Source organism: Micromonospora sp. LZ37, assembly GCF_059359015.1.
The window spans coordinates 1-13,410 of sequence record NZ_JCADBL010000015.1 but is presented as its reverse complement, the minus strand read 5'-3'; the positions used below and the strand labels follow the sequence as shown (position 1 = coordinate 13,410).

The window sequence follows — 13,410 nt, the reverse complement described above, 5'->3', positions numbered from 1 at the left end:
GACCGGTCGCCGGAACGGCGTGGATCAATCCGGCCAGCGGCCGGTCAGCCGCTTCACGCTGACCGCTCCACCCCGGTCCACGGCGGCCCGGACGGCCCCGAAGATCGCGCCCTGGAGCGCCGCGGCGGCCAGGATCTCGACCCAGCCGCGGTCCTCGTCGGTCGGGCTGGGCGCCTCACCGTCGCCGGCGGTCACCTTCCAGATCTGCCGGAAGATCACCCCGGCGACCGTGCCGGCGGCCAGACCGAGCGCCACGCCGACCGGCTTGTACGCCGCCCTGCCGATGTTCCTGCTCACCTGCGCCTCCCCCGGACGATCAGCAGCACGACCACGGTGGCCAGCGCACCGGCCGCGACGACGGCGAAGGGCGTCGGGTTGCGCCGTACCAGCTCGCCCTTCTCCTGTGCCTGCTCCCGGGCGAGCTCGGCCCGGTGCGCCGCCTGCCCCCGCACCAGTTCGGCCTTCTGGCTCGCCTGGCCCCGCACATGTTCGGCCTTCTGGGTGGCCTGGCCCCGCACCTGTTCGGCCTGCCCGCGCACCCGGGCCATGGTCACCGCGGCCCGCTCGCGCATCCGCTCCTTCGCCTGCCCGGCGGACTCCCGCAGCCGGGCCTTGACGTCCGCCTTGGCGGCCAGGGCCTCCACCGTCTCGCCCAACTCCACCCGGGTACGCCGGATCTCCTCGCGGAGCGCCTCGGTGTCGCCGGTCCCGTTGCCCGTCATGCCCGTCCCCTGTCCTTCACCGCGGCGGTGACGGTGTCCACGTCCGCCCGGACGCTGCGCACCGTCGCCTGCGGAACCGGCGGGACCGCCTGACTGACCTGCTTCTTGCCCACCAGGGCGAGCACCCCGGCGACCAGGAAGAGCGCCACCGCCACGATCAGGGCGGCCGCCCACGCGGGCAGTACCAGGTCCAGCAGCAGGATCGCGGTGGCGACCAGGGCGCCCAGCCCGTACAGGGCCAGTGCTCCGCCGCCGCCGAAGAGACCGATCCCGATGCCGGCGTGCTTGCCCTTCTGGGTCAGCTCCGCCCGGGCCAGCGCCAGTTCGTCCCGCACCAGGCGAGAGACCTGTTCCGTGGCCCGCTGCACCAGTTCGGCGGTGGACGGCTCGCTCCCGGTCCGGGACGTGCGGTGGTTCGCGACGTCAGCCATGCTGTCCTCCTTTCATCATCACCGCGCTGTATGCCCGGAGTCGCCGCCGGTCAATCCTGCGTGCAGTACCCCAGTCACATCTGACCGCAGGACGGGCCGCAACGTCCGGCGAAACGCGGAAGCGGACACGACAGAGCCCCCGCGGATCGCCGGGACGGCGGGCGCGGGGGCTCGGTCGGGACGGTCAGCGGCGGGAGTCGGCGGTCTCCTCGGGGCCGACGAAGACCTCGCTGCGCGCCTCGCCGTCGTCGCTGCCGCCGAAGACCCGGGCGTCGTCGGGCAGCTCGGGGTCCGGGCGCCGGCGGACCGGCCGGCGGGGGGTGACCCACTGCCAGGGCAGGGCGCCGCCCGCGTCGCCGATCTCGGTCCGGCTCCTCGGCATCGCCGTCGGCCGGTGGTCCCGGATCCAGGCCACCAGGTGCTCCCGGACCAGGCAGCGCAGGTCCCAGAGGCTGCCCGCGTCGGCGGCGCTGACCAGGGCCCGGACCTTGATGGTGCCGCCGGTCGCGTCGGTCACCTGGAGCACGCAGACCCGGCCGTCCCACAGCTCGGTGCTCTCCACCAGCCGCCGCAGCTCCTCCCGCATCGCCTGCACCGGGACCGCCCAGTCCAGATCGAACTCGGCGGTGCCCAGCACGGCGGCCTCCGTGCGGGTCCAGTTCTGGAACGGGGTGCTGGTGAAGTAGGAGGTCGGCAGGATCAGCCGGCGGTCGTCCCAGATCTGGACCACCACGTAGCTGAGGGTCAGCTCCTCGATCCGGCCCCACTCCCCCTCGACGACGACCACGTCGTCGAGGCGTACCGCGTCGCTGAAGGCGAGCTGGAGGCCGGCGAAGACGTTGCCCAGCAGGCTCTGCGCCGCCAGCGCGGCGACCACGCCGACCACACCGGCGCTGGTCAGCACGCCGGCGCCGATCCCCCGGACGGCCGGGAAGGTCATCAGCATCACGCCGACCGCCAGTACGACGATCACCGCGATGGTGAGCCGGCGCAGCAGCACCACCTGGGTCCGCACCCGGCGGGCGTGCCGGTTGTCCGGCACGTCGGTGCGGAACCGGGCCAGCGCGGTGTCCTCGACCACCACCAGCAGCGAGGCGACCAGCCAGGCGGTGGCCGCCACCACCGCGAGCACGAGACCGTGCAGCACCACCTGGCGCCAGGGCGTGCCGACCGCGTACCCGGTGCTCAGCCGGACGGCGAACTGGACGGCGAGGACGGTCGCGGCGGCCTGGAACGAGCGGTGGGCGTGCTGGGTGAGTTCGGTCATCAGCAGGGAACGCCGGCCGAGCCGACGGACCAGGCGGTGCACCACCTCGACGAGCAGAAGCGCGATCGCCGCCGCGGCGGCCGCGGCGGCGATCGTCTCGAGGTAGTTCTGCACAGGTTCTCCCTCCGGCCGGACGATCAGGTTCGGGCAAAGGCCCTATGGTGCCCGGCGTTTCCGGAATCGACCAGCTCAGACCTTTCGGTACCGGGACTGGAGGAAGCAGAACGTGCCGAAGGCCGCGATGCCGAGGGCCACCAGCACCAGCAGCACCTGGCCGTAGGACTGGTCCCGCAGCGCGCGCAGCGCGGCGTCCAGGCCTCGGGCCTTCTCCGGGTCGTACTTCACGGCGGCGATGATGATCAGCAGGCCGGCGACGGTGTACGCCGCGCCCTTGGCGACGTAGCCGGCGATGCCGAGCCGCCGGGCCAGCGTCCGGGTCCGCGGGCTCATCTGGCCGGTCTTGAGGTGCTTCTCGAAGCGCTTGACCAGGCCGTAGATCACCAGGCCGACACCGATGCAGGCCAGCACCACCCCGGCCAGCCCGACCACGAGGCGGCCGCCGCCGGAGGTCATCAGCTTGCCGGTCAGCGCCTCCTGCTGGTCGGCGCTGTTGGACCCGGCGTCCTTGAAGACCTTGAACGCGGTCCAGGCGAAGTAGAGGTAGACGATGGTCCGGCCGGCGGAGGCGAGCCGTTCCACCACCCGCTCACGGCCCTGTTCGGCCCGGTGGCCGACGGCGGCCTCCAGCCCCTGCCAGATCGCCATCGCCAGCAGGCCGACGGCGATCGTGATCACGAGGAACTTGCCCAGCGGCTGCTGGGCGATGGTCCGCAGCGCACCCGACTGGTCGCCGTCCTCGCCCGGCTTGCCGAAGGCGATCTGCAGGGCGAGCCACGCGAAGAGCAGGTGCACGACCCCGTAGCCGATGAAGCCGGCCCGGGCGAGGAGTTCCAGCCAGCGGCTGTCCGCGGTGCGGGCGGCGGTGGCTTCGGCGTTCCGGGTGAGTGACATGGCGCCACAGTCTCCGATCGCGAAGATCCCCAAACCTGGGGTCCGCCGCCGCCCGGGCGGCGTCAGCTGGCAGAACCGCGCGCCACGCGGATCTTGACCTGCTGATCGGTCACGCTGTCCAGGGTGACCGCGAAACCACCCACCTCGGTGGCCTGCTGGCCGGTGGTGAGGGAGAGCTGCTCGCCGGCGACCTCGACGGTCACCTGGTCGCCCTCGGCGCCGATCAGCTTGGCGTCGACGCCGAGGACGGTGGCCTTGGCGTCCACGCCGCGGTCGAAGGTGACCGTGCAGGCGTCCAGGGCGCAGTCGGTGTCGGCGTTGTCCGAGCTGCATCCGGCGAGCACGGCCGCGCCGAGCGCCAGGCCGGCCAGCAGGCCGGCGGTCCGACGGAGAGGGGTGCGGGGAGGGATAACGGAGGGGGTCGTCACCCGATCAAGGGTACGAGACGCCGCCCACCGCGCCACCGGTGAGGTGATCTTGGGGTCCGGCCCGGCAGGCGGCCCGCCCGGGGCGGGTTAGGGTCCGGTCATGCCGTTCGACATCGCCCGGACCCGGGCCGCCTACCCCGCCCTGGCCGAGGGATTCGCTCATTTCGACGGTGCCGGCGGCACCCAGACGCCGCAGTCGGTGATCGACGCGGTCGCCGAGGCCATGCGCACCGCGCTGGGCAACCGCACCACCGCGTTCCTGCCCGGCCGGCGCTCGCTGGAGCTGGTGGCCGCCGCCCGGTCGGCGGTGGCCGACCTGCTCGGCGCCGAGGCGGACGGGGTGGTGCTCGGCCCGAGCGCGACCGCGCTGACGTACACCCTGGCCCGGACCCTCGGCGACACCTGGCGGCCCGGTGACGAGGTGGTGGTGTCCCGGTTGGATCACGACGCCAACGTGCGGCCCTGGGTGCAGGCGGCCGAGGCGGCCGGCGCGACCGTGCGCTGGGCGGAGTTCGACCCGGTGACCGGCGAGCTGCCGGCCGGCCAGTACGCCGACCTGGTCGGCGAGCGGACCCGGCTGGTGGCGGTGACGGCGGGCAGCAACGCGATCGGCACCGCGCCGGACGTCGCCGCGATCGCCAAGACCGCCCACGCGGCCGGGGCGCTGGTCTGCGTCGACGGGGTGCACTCGGTCCCGCACGGCCCGACCGACCTGGCCTCGCTGGGCGCCGACTTCCTGGTCACCAGCGCCTACAAGTGGTCGGGTCCGCACCTGGCCGCGATGGTGGCGGACCCGGCCCGCTGGGCCGAGCTGCGCCCGGCCAAGCTGCTCCCCTCCTCCGACGCCGTGCCGGACCGCTTCGAGGCCGGCACGCCGAGCTTCCCGCTGCTGGCCGGGGTGGCCGCCGCCGTGGACCACCTGGCCGGGCTGGACCCGACCGCGACCGGCGACCGGCGGGAGCGGGTCCGCGCCGGCCTGGCCGCGGCCCAGGCGTACGAGGAGTCGCTCTTCGACCGGCTGCTGACCGGGCTGGCCGCGCGCCCGGCGCTGACCGTGTACGGCGCCGCCGCGCGGCGCTGCCCGACGGTGTCGTTCCGGCTGGCCGGCTGGTCGCCGGCCGGGCTGGCGGCCGCGCTGGGCGGCGCCGGGCTCTGCCTCTCCTCCGGCGACTACTACGCCTACGAGTACTTCCAGGCGATGGGGCTGCGGGAGCGCGGCGGCGCGGTGCGGGCCAGCGTCTACCACTACAACACCGCCGACGAGGTGGACCGGTTGCTGGCCGAACTGGACCGGCTGGCCGCGCGGGGGGAGACAATGGCCCGGTGAGCTTCCTGGTCGAGGAGAACCCCGCGAAGCACCGCTTCGAGATCCTGGTCGACGACGCGCTGGCCGGCTTCACCGCGTACGAGCCCCGGGGCGAGGTGCGGATCTTCACCCACACCGAGGTGCGCCCGGAGTACCGGGACATGGGGGTCGGCGCGGCGCTGGTCCAGGGCACCCTGGAGCAGGTGCGGCAGCAGGGCGGCCGGCTGGTGCCGGAGTGCTCGTTCGTGCGGGCGTACCTCGAGCGGCACCCCGAGTACGCCGACCTGGTGATCACGGCGGCGTAGCGGGGCGGAGGCGCTCAGGCGGCCCCGGCGAGCAGCTCGGCGGCGGCCCGCGCGCCGGCCCGGGTGGCGCCGTGGGTGGCCACGTGCACCCGGCCGGTGACCAGCTCGGGCACGCCCAGCTCGACCACGACCGCGTCGGGGCGCTCGGCGAGGGCGCGGGCGACGGCGGCGCGCATCCAGTCGTGCCGGTGCAGGTCCCGGACGACCAGCACCACGGGACGGCCGGCGGCGGCGGTGGGGCCGGCCGGCAGGTCCGCCTCCGCGAGCCGCACGGTGGTGGTGCCGGGCAGCAGCTCGGTCAGCGGGGCGGCGATCCCCCAGGGGGTCTCCGCACCGATTGCGATGTTGCGCGGCGGGGCGAACTCCACCACGTGCGGGGCGCCGGTCAGCGGCAGGACGCCGGCGGCGTCCCCACTGACCCGCAGCGCCCGGCGGGCGGCGGCCAGCCCGACCGGAGAGCCGTCGGGGGCCACCGCCGCGCCGGCCGGACGGGCGGCCCGGGCGGCCACGGTCCAGGCGGCGAGCTGGCCGACCCGCTTGGCGGCCTCGGCGAGCCGCTCCTCGGGCAGCTCACCGGCGACCACGGCGGCCACGATGGCGTCGCGCAGCTCGCGGGCGGCCGCCTCGTCGGCCCGTTCCCCGCCCACGCAGATCGCGTCCGCCCCGGCGGCGAGGGCCCGGACGGCGGCGCCGGCGAAGCCGTACCGGTCGGCGACGGCGCGCATCTCGACCGCGTCGGTGACCACCACGCCGGAGAAGCCGAGCTCGTCGCGGAGCAGGTCGCCGAGGATCCGCCGGCTGAGGGTGGCCGGCAGGTCGGGGTCCAGGGCCGGGACCAGCAGGTGGCCGGTCATCACGGCCTGCACGCCGGCGGCCACCGCCGCGCGGAACGGGACCAGCTCCCCGGCGTCGAGCCGGCTCCGGTCGGCGGTGATCCGGGGCAGGTCGTGGTGGGAGTCGACCCGGGTGTCGCCGTGACCGGGGAAGTGCTTGGCGCAGGCGGCGACGCCGGCGGACTGGAGGCCGCGGACCCAGGCGGCGGTGTGCCGGGCGACCAGGCCCGGGTCGGCGCCGAAGGCGCGCACCCCGATGACCGGGTTGGCCGGGTTGTTGTTGACGTCGGCGTCGGGGGCGTAGTTGAGGGTGACGCCGAGCGAGGCGAGTTCCACGCCGAGGTCGCGGGCCACCTCCTCGGTCAGCGCCGGGTCGTCCACCGCGCCGAGGGCGAAGTTGCCGGGCCGGGAGCTGCCCCGGGCCGACTCGATCCGGGTGACGTCGCCGGCCTCCTCGTCGATGGCGACGAGGACGTCGGGGCGCTCGGCGCGCAGCGTCGCGGTGAGGGCGGCCAGCTGGCCGGGGTCGACCACGTTGCGGGCGAAGAGGACGACCGCGCCGAGGCCCTCGCCGAGCCACCGGCACACCCATTCGGGTGGGGTCGCGCCGACGAAGCCGGGTTGCAGGACGGCGGCCGCCAGGCCCGCCAGGTTGCGCTCGGTCATGCCGCCCCCGTACCCCCGTGTCGTGACCGACGGCCCACGCCGTCGCGGTGCTGCCATGGTCACACCGCGCGACGTAATAGTCAAGAAACCTTACTGTTAGGCCCTGGCGGGGCCCGGAACGTCGTGCGACAGTGCGGAGATGGATCCCGTGCTGCTCGCCGACGCCACCTCGCCGGCCGACATCCCCGGCGTACGCCTGCTCGGCGTGGTGGTCGGCGCCCTGCTGCTGCTCGCCGCCATCCGGGCCATGTTCGGGCGGCGCTGAGACTCATCCCCCGTCCCGCGGGTACCGCCCTCCCAGGGTTCGCGCGTGCGGCGCGGGCGAGGAGCGAGGGAGACGTCATGCGGATCGGTTACTTCCTGTCCAGTGAGGAGTACACCCCGGCGGAACTGCTGGACCAGGCGCGCGGCGCCGAGCGGGCCGGCTTCGAGGCGCTGTGGATCTCCGACCACTACCACCCGTGGGTGGACGCGCAGGGACAGAGCCCCTTCGTCTGGTCCACCATCGGCGCGCTCAGCCAGGTCTGCTCGCTGCCCGTCACCACCGCGGTGACCTGCCCGACCGTCCGCATCCACCCGGCGGTGCTCGCCCAGGCCGCCGCCACCAGCGCCGTGCTGCACTCGGGGCGCTTCGTGCTCGGCGTCGGCTCCGGCGAGGCGCTCAACGAGCACATCCTCGGCGACGCCTGGCCGCAGACCGACGTCCGGCTGGAGATGCTGGAGGAGGCGGTCCAGGTGATGCGCGAGCTGTGGCGGGGCGGGTTCGTCAACCACCACGGCAAGCACTACACGGTCGAACACGCCCGGATCTACACCCGGCCCGACACTCCCCCACCGATCTACGTCTCCGGCTTCGGGCCCAAGGCGATCGACCTGGCCGCCCGGATCGGCGACGGCTACGTCAGCGTCATGCCCGACGCGGACATGGTCCGCCGGTTCCGGGAGAGCGGCGGCGGCGACAAGCCATGCCAGGCCGGCTTCAAGGCGGCGTACGCCGACAGCGAGGACGAGGGGATGCGGATCGCGTACGAGAAGTGGCCGAACGCCGGCGTGCCGGGCGAGCTGACCCAGGTGCTCCCCTCGCCGCGCCACTTCGAGCAGGCCGCCCAACTGGTCAAGCCGGAGATGATGAAGGAGACGTTCGTCTGCGGCAACAGCGCCGACGCCCACCTGGAGATGATCAACCGGTACGCCGAGGCCGGCTTCGACGAGGTGTACGTGGCCAACACCGGCCCGCACGCCCAGGGCCTGTTCGACCTCTACCAGCGGGAGGTGCTGCCCCGCCTGCGCTGATCGCCGGATCGGGAGGCGCCGGCGGTTTCGGGGCTGATCTCCTCGGGTACCTCCGGCCCTCGATGAAGCTGTCCACGCACTCGACGACGTTGCGCCGCGCGGCGCGCAGCCTGTTCGGCTGGACCACCCTGCGGCCCAACCAGCTCGCCGCCATGCGCGCGGTGATGAAACGACGCGACGCCCTCGTGGTCCTGCCCACCGGAGCCGGCAAGTCGGCGATCTACCAGATCCCGGCCAGCCTGATCCCCGGACCGACGGTGGTGATCTCCCCGCTGCTCGCGTTGCAGCAGGACCAGATCGCCGCGCTCAACGAACGGCAGCGCCCCGAGCTGCGGGCGGTACGGATCAGCTCCGACGAGAGCCCGACCCAGCAGGCCGAGGCGATCACGGAGGTCCGCGAGGGCCGCGCCGAGTTCCTCTTCATCACCCCGGAGCAGCTCAGCAACCCCGACCGGATGGCCGAGGTGGCGGCGCTGAAGCCGGCCCTCGTCGCGATCGACGAGGCGCACTGCATCTCCGCCTGGGGGCACGACTTCCGCCCCGACTACCTGGCGCTGGGCCACCTCATCGACGGCATCGGCCGGCCGCCGGTGGTGGCCCTGACCGCCACCGCCTCACCCCCGGTCCGCGACGACATCGTCGCCCGGCTGCGGCTGCGCGACCCCGAGGTGGTGGTCTCCGGGCTGGACCGGCCCAACCTCTTCCTCGAAGTGGCCCACTGCCCCACCGACGACTACCGCTGGCGGCGGCTGGTCGCGCTGCTGCGCGACGACCAGCGGCCCGGGATCATCTACGTGCCAACCCGACGGGCCGCCGAGGAGCTCGCCCAGCGGCTCACCGAGGCCGGGTTCCCGGCGGAGTACTACCACGGCGGCATGCCCACCGGCGCCCGCAACGAACTGCACGAGGCCTTCCTCGCCGACCAGGTGCCGATCATGGTGGCGACCTCGGCGTTCGGCATGGGCATCGACAAGCCCAACATCGCCTGGGTGGTGCACATGGCGCTGCCCGACTCCCCGGACAGCTACTTCCAGGAGATCGGCCGCGCCGGCCGCGACGGGGAACCGGCCCGGGTGCTGCTGCTCTGGCGGGCCGAGGACGTCGGGCTGCAACGCTACTTCAGCGGCGGCCTGCCGGACCCCACCGAGCTGCGGGACCTGGCGGCGCTGCTGCGCGGCCGGGCCCGGACGAAGAAGGAGCTGCGCGAGCTGACCGGGCTCGGCCCCCGCAAGCTGGGCCAGTACGTCTCCCTACTGGAGCAGGTCGGGGCCGCCGAGCCCCGGAAGAAGCAGAAGATCGGGGCGCCGCGCTACTCCCCGCAGCCGGTCGCCGCCGCCGAGGCGGCGCTGGCCGAGGCGGAACGCCAGCAGACGGTGACCCGGTCCCGCACCGACATGATGCGGGCCTTCGCCGAGACCACCGGCTGCCGCAGCCAGGCGCTGCTGGCCTACTTCGGCGAGCAGATGTCGGAGGTCTGCGGGCACTGCGACAACTGTTACGCCGGCACCAGCACCGCCGACAGCGGGGCGGTCGGCCCGTTCCCGGTGCACAGCCAGGTCCGGCACCCCGAGTGGGGCCCCGGCCTGGTGCTGAACTACGAGGAGGACCGGATGACGGTGCTCTTCGACGAGGTGGGCTACAAGACGCTCTCCGTACGCGTGGTGTCCGAACAGGGCCTGCTCACGCTGGACTAGCCTGACCGGGCGCACACCACCGACAACGATGACCAGAGCGAGAGGGGATCGAGCGTGATCGAACAGCCGGCGTACACCGGGTTCGGGTTCTCGGACGAGGAGTGGGGACTGCTGGTCGGGCTGCCGCAGTCGGTGCTGACCGCAGCGAGCGCGGCCGAGTCCGACGGCTCCCGGCGCACCCGCGCCGAGAACGCCGCGGGCCTGGAGACCATCTCCACCGGCCGGGAGTCCGCCAGCCCGCTGGTCGCGGCCGTCGCCGGGGAGATCGTGTCCCGGGTGGGCGACCCGGAGGCCGGCGAGGAGATGCCGGTCATCGCGCCGGCCGACCCGCAGGCGCTGATCGACGACGTGCTGGCCCGGGCCGGCGCGGCGGCCGCCCTGCTGGCCACCAAGGTGGACGAGGGCGAGGCCGGGGCGTACAAGCACTGGCTGGTCGAGATCGCCGAGCAGGTGGTCGGCGCCGCCTCCAGCAGTGGCCTGCTGGGCCTCGGTGGCGACCCGGTCAGCGACTCCGAGCGGCGGTTCCGGGACCGGCTCTCGCACGTGCTCAACGACTGACGCGCCGGCCGCCGGGCCCGCGTCGACCCCCACCAGGGCCGGCGCGGAGCCGGCCGGTGCCGGCCGAGGTGGTCCGACCGGTCGTCGACAATGGGCCGACAGCGCCGGTCGACGGGAGGCGGGACGATGCTGCACCGGGACGTCATCGACACCGAACTGCTGCCGCCGGGCGAGCGGTTCGGCATGTGGCTCGACCTGGTGGCCCGCACCGCCGCGCCGCTGCGGATGCGCAGCGCGCACGCCGACGACTTCGCCGCCCGGGCCGAGATCATCGGCCTCGGCCCCATCCAGCTGGTCCGCTACCGCTACCCGTCGCTGGACGCCGTCCGGACCGCCAAGCTGGCCCGACAGACCGAGGTGGACTACTTCCTCCTCGCCCTCACCACCACCGGCACCGGCGTGTCCGGTCAGGCCGGGCGGCACAGCGTGGTCGGGCGCGGCGAGTTCACCTTCTACGACGGGTCGCGCCCGCACGAGGTCAGCCACCTGGGCGAGGACGACGGACGGGCCCCGGCCAGCTCGATCGTCGCGCTGATCCCGTACGGCGCGCTGCCGCTGCCGCCGGAGCGGCTCGCCCCCCTGCTCGCCGGCCGGATGTCGGGCACCGAGGGGGTGGGCGCTCTGCTGGCCCAGTACCTCGTCCAGCTGACCGGCGCTCCCGAGCAGTACCACGCGGCGGACGCCGACCGGCTCGGCGCGGTCGGCCTCGACCTGATCTCCACCCTGCTCGGCCGGCACCTGGTGGCCGAGGACGAGCTGCCCCGGGAGGTCCGCCGCCGGGCCCTGCTCAGCCAGGTGCGCGGATACATCCAGCGCCACCTCGGCGACGCCGCGCTCAGCCCGCAACGGGTCGCCGACGCCCACCACGTCTCGGTCCGCACCCTGCACCGGCTCTTCGAGTCGGAGGCGACGACCGTGGCGGCGTACGTGCGGGACCTGCGGCTGGACCGGTGCCGGCGCGACCTCGCCGACCCGGCGTCGGGCCATCGGCCGATCCAGGCCATCGCGGCGCGCTGGGGGTTCCCGGACAAGGCGCACTTCAGCCGGGCGTTCCGGGCCGCCTACGGGACGACCCCGCAGGCGTACCGGGCGGAGCACGGGGAACAGGCACGGATCGTCAACCGCACGGCGTCCACGATCAACTCTGAGCCGACATACTGATCGCGGGCCGGCGGTCGGGCGACCGTCCTCCGGCCCACGGCAACGGGGGGCCGCAGGGTGGCGCCCGTGACCACTGGTCACGGGTTGCCGCCCCGCAGCTGATCCGGCCGCCCAGCACCCCGGCCCCGTCGCTCTTCCCCCAGGATCGACGACGGGGCCGGTCAAGCCTCCTTCAGCAGCTCCAGCACCCGGCGCTCGGCCTCCTCGCGGGGCGAGTCGGCCCGCACCGGGGCCACCACCCCGTCGTGGTAGAGGTCCACCACCCGGGGATCGACGTAGGACGTGCGCGCCACCGTCGGAGTGTTGCCCAGCAGCTCGGCGACGTCCCGCATCACCGCCACCACCGCCCTGCGGCGGGCCGTGACGGAGCGCCGCACCCCCACCGTGGCCAGTTCGGTCGCGGCCAGCACCGTCGCGTGCCAGGTACGGAAGTCCTTCGCCGTCATCTCCCCGCCGCTGCCGTCGCGCAGGTACTCGTTGACCTCGTCGCTGCGCACGTCGCGCCAGATCCGCCCGTCCCAGTAGCCGAAGAGGCGTTCCTCGGCGCGGCGACGCCGGCGCAGGTGGGTCAGCACCCGGCACAGCTCGGGGTCCTCGATCCGGCGCACCTGGTCGATGCCGCCCTTGGCGGGGAACTCGAAGACCACGCAGCCACCCCGGGACCGGGCGTGTTCGGGGCGCAGGGTGGAGACCCCGAAGGTGGCGTCCTCGCCGACGGCGTACTGGTCGTTGCCCACCCGGAACATCCCCATGTCGAGCAGCCGCGCCACCGCCGCCAGGACCCGGTCCCGGTTGAGCCCGCGGCCGTGGAGGTCGAGCGCGACGCGCTCGCGCAGCTTCGGCAACCGGTGGGCGACCTCCAGCACGTGGTCGAACTTCGCCTCGTCCCGCTTGCGCCGCCACTCGGGGTGGTAGAGGTACTGCTTGCGGCCGGCCGCGTCGATCCCCGTCGCCTGGATGTGCCCGTTGGGATACGGCGAGATCCAGACGTCCTGCCAGGCCGGTGGGATGACCAGCTCGTCGAGCCGGGCCTGCTCGTCGGGGTCACGGACCTGCTCGCCCTTCGGGTCGAGGAAGACCCAGCCCTTGCCGGCCCGGCGGCGCCCGTAGCCCGCCCGACCCGGATCACTACGCCGCAATCGCACCGGAGACCCGCACCGCCTCTTCGGCTTCGTCCACGGCGGCCAGCACCTCGTCCACGGGCAGGGCCGCCAACGTCGGATGCGTTCCTACCCCCGGCGCACCGGTCCAATCCCGCTCCCCGGCCCAGAGCGCACGGTGCCACGGCCGGTCCGGGGGTGGGCCCCACTGGGCGGGCGGGACCGGGCCGAAGAGCAGTACGGACGGGGTGGCGTAGCCGGTGGCGAGGTGTCCGATGCCGGTGTCGCCGCTGATGACCAGGCGGGCGTGGGCGACCAGCGCGGCCAGCTCCCCGAGGTCGGTCTGCCCGGCCAGCACCGCCGCCTCGGGCAGCCCCGCCCCCGCGGCCACCCGCACCGCCAGCTCCCGCTCGTCCGCCGAGCCGGTCACCACCACCCGGTGCCCCCGGCCGGCCAGCTCCCGGGCGGTCGCGGCGAACCGGTGCGCCGGCCAGCGCTTCTCGGCGATCTTGCTGCCCGGGTGGACGATGCTGACTCCGGTGGGCAGCCGGCCGGGGCGTGGTCGGTGCAGGGTGAGGTCGGTGCGGTCGGTGGGGATGCCGTACCAGGCGAGCAGGCGGCACCAGCGGTCGACC

The 13,410-nt window shown here is 74.3% G+C and carries 15 protein-coding genes and 1 pseudogene; 7 read left to right on the top strand and 9 right to left on the bottom strand.

Annotated features, from left to right (window positions below; all coding sequences use genetic code 11):
• Positions 1–24: 24 nt before the first annotated feature.
• The 6 genes and pseudogenes from AC5L3Z_RS25805 to AC5L3Z_RS25780 all read right to left on the bottom strand — a co-directional run bounded on the left by AC5L3Z_RS25805 (position 25) and on the right by AC5L3Z_RS25780 (position 3,859).
• The gene (locus AC5L3Z_RS25805) at positions 25–285 is read right to left on the bottom strand and encodes a DUF4235 domain-containing protein (RefSeq protein ID WP_442933331.1); all 261 of its coding nucleotides are present in this window, start codon (positions 283–285) and stop codon (positions 25–27) included.
• 245 nt (positions 286–530) lie between these two features.
• Positions 531–722 (bottom strand): annotated as a pseudogene (locus AC5L3Z_RS25800) (DUF3618 domain-containing protein); the annotation flags it as partial.
• Positions 719–1,153 carry a phage holin family protein gene (locus AC5L3Z_RS25795; protein ID WP_494845670.1) on the bottom strand — a complete coding sequence of 145 codons (435 nt, stop codon included), beginning with the start codon at positions 1,151–1,153 and terminating at the stop codon, positions 719–721. The pseudogene AC5L3Z_RS25800 and the gene AC5L3Z_RS25795, both read right to left, overlap by 4 nt.
• Positions 1,154–1,337: 184 nt before the next feature.
• Positions 1,338–2,534: a mechanosensitive ion channel family protein gene (locus tag AC5L3Z_RS25790; RefSeq protein WP_494845669.1), complete on the bottom strand. Its 1,197-nt coding sequence runs from the start codon at positions 2,532–2,534 to the stop codon at positions 1,338–1,340.
• A gap of 75 nt (positions 2,535–2,609) precedes the next feature.
• A complete protein-coding gene (locus AC5L3Z_RS25785) occupies positions 2,610–3,431 on the bottom strand; it encodes a DUF1206 domain-containing protein (RefSeq protein ID WP_494845668.1) in 822 nt (273 codons plus the stop codon).
• A 62-nt stretch (positions 3,432–3,493) separates the two neighbouring features.
• Positions 3,494–3,859, bottom strand: coding sequence for a hypothetical protein (locus tag AC5L3Z_RS25780; protein WP_494845666.1), 366 nt, complete (start codon positions 3,857–3,859; stop codon positions 3,494–3,496).
• Positions 3,860–3,959: 100 nt separating this feature from the next.
• Here AC5L3Z_RS25780 and AC5L3Z_RS25775 point away from each other — a divergent pair, with 100 nt between their 5' ends.
• Both AC5L3Z_RS25775 and AC5L3Z_RS25770 read left to right on the top strand, forming a co-directional pair.
• Positions 3,960–5,186: a cysteine desulfurase-like protein gene (locus AC5L3Z_RS25775; RefSeq protein ID WP_494845665.1), complete on the top strand. Its 1,227-nt coding sequence runs from the start codon at positions 3,960–3,962 to the stop codon at positions 5,184–5,186.
• Positions 5,183–5,470 (top strand): GNAT family N-acetyltransferase, encoded by a 288-nt coding sequence (locus AC5L3Z_RS25770; RefSeq protein ID WP_494845663.1) that lies wholly within the window; start codon positions 5,183–5,185, stop codon positions 5,468–5,470. Before AC5L3Z_RS25775 ends, AC5L3Z_RS25770 begins: the two co-directional genes overlap by 4 nt.
• 14 nt (positions 5,471–5,484) lie before the next feature.
• Here the strand turns inward: AC5L3Z_RS25770 and AC5L3Z_RS25765 are convergent, their stop codons facing one another.
• Positions 5,485–6,969: a glycoside hydrolase family 3 protein gene (locus tag AC5L3Z_RS25765; protein ID WP_494845661.1), complete on the bottom strand. Its 1,485-nt coding sequence runs from the start codon at positions 6,967–6,969 to the stop codon at positions 5,485–5,487.
• 139 nt (positions 6,970–7,108) lie between these two features.
• Here AC5L3Z_RS25765 and AC5L3Z_RS25760 point away from each other — a divergent pair, with 139 nt between their 5' ends.
• From AC5L3Z_RS25760 to AC5L3Z_RS25740, 5 genes are all read left to right on the top strand, one after another.
• Positions 7,109–7,234 carry a hypothetical protein gene (locus AC5L3Z_RS25760; protein WP_494845659.1) on the top strand — a complete coding sequence of 42 codons (126 nt, stop codon included), beginning with the start codon at positions 7,109–7,111 and terminating at the stop codon, positions 7,232–7,234.
• Positions 7,235–7,311: 77 nt separating this feature from the next.
• On the top strand, positions 7,312–8,262 hold the full coding sequence (locus tag AC5L3Z_RS25755; protein ID WP_494845658.1) for a TIGR03557 family F420-dependent LLM class oxidoreductase: 951 nt from the start codon (positions 7,312–7,314) through the stop codon (positions 8,260–8,262).
• A gap of 62 nt (positions 8,263–8,324) precedes the next feature.
• Positions 8,325–9,956 carry a RecQ family ATP-dependent DNA helicase gene (locus AC5L3Z_RS25750; protein WP_494845657.1) on the top strand — a complete coding sequence of 544 codons (1,632 nt, stop codon included), beginning with the start codon at positions 8,325–8,327 and terminating at the stop codon, positions 9,954–9,956.
• Between the two features lie 54 nt (positions 9,957–10,010).
• Positions 10,011–10,514 (top strand): hypothetical protein, encoded by a 504-nt coding sequence (locus AC5L3Z_RS25745; protein WP_494845655.1) that lies wholly within the window; start codon positions 10,011–10,013, stop codon positions 10,512–10,514.
• A gap of 126 nt (positions 10,515–10,640) precedes the next feature.
• Entirely contained in the window at positions 10,641–11,675 is a 1,035-nt protein-coding gene (locus AC5L3Z_RS25740; RefSeq protein ID WP_494845654.1) for a helix-turn-helix domain-containing protein, read from the top strand.
• A 161-nt stretch (positions 11,676–11,836) separates the two neighbouring features.
• Here AC5L3Z_RS25740 and AC5L3Z_RS25735 read toward each other — a convergent pair whose 3' ends face one another.
• Both AC5L3Z_RS25735 and AC5L3Z_RS25730 read right to left on the bottom strand, forming a co-directional pair.
• On the bottom strand, positions 11,837–12,820 hold the full coding sequence (locus AC5L3Z_RS25735) for a DNA topoisomerase IB (protein WP_494845653.1): 984 nt from the start codon (positions 12,818–12,820) through the stop codon (positions 11,837–11,839).
• On the bottom strand, positions 12,804–13,410 hold a 607-nt coding region (locus tag AC5L3Z_RS25730), incomplete at its 5' end, for a glycosyltransferase family 9 protein (protein WP_494845651.1). The genes AC5L3Z_RS25730 and AC5L3Z_RS25735, both read right to left, overlap by 17 nt.

Excerpts from the sequence above, each read along its gene's own strand:
- AC5L3Z_RS25765 (WP_494845661.1), bottom strand. The coding sequence starts at position 6,969 with ATGACCGAGCGCAACCTGGCGGGCCTGGCGGCCGCCGTCCTGCAACCC.
- AC5L3Z_RS25795 (WP_494845670.1), bottom strand. The coding sequence starts at position 1,153 with ATGGCTGACGTCGCGAACCACCGCACGTCCCGGACCGGGAGCGAGCCG.
- AC5L3Z_RS25775 (WP_494845665.1), top strand. The coding sequence starts at position 3,960 with ATGCCGTTCGACATCGCCCGGACCCGGGCCGCCTACCCCGCCCTGGCC.
- AC5L3Z_RS25760 (WP_494845659.1), top strand. The coding sequence starts at position 7,109 with ATGGATCCCGTGCTGCTCGCCGACGCCACCTCGCCGGCCGACATCCCC.
- AC5L3Z_RS25785 (WP_494845668.1), bottom strand. The coding sequence starts at position 3,431 with ATGTCACTCACCCGGAACGCCGAAGCCACCGCCGCCCGCACCGCGGAC.
- AC5L3Z_RS25755 (WP_494845658.1), top strand. The coding sequence starts at position 7,312 with ATGCGGATCGGTTACTTCCTGTCCAGTGAGGAGTACACCCCGGCGGAA.
- AC5L3Z_RS25750 (WP_494845657.1), top strand. The coding sequence starts at position 8,325 with ATGAAGCTGTCCACGCACTCGACGACGTTGCGCCGCGCGGCGCGCAGC.
- AC5L3Z_RS25740 (WP_494845654.1), top strand. The coding sequence starts at position 10,641 with ATGCTGCACCGGGACGTCATCGACACCGAACTGCTGCCGCCGGGCGAG.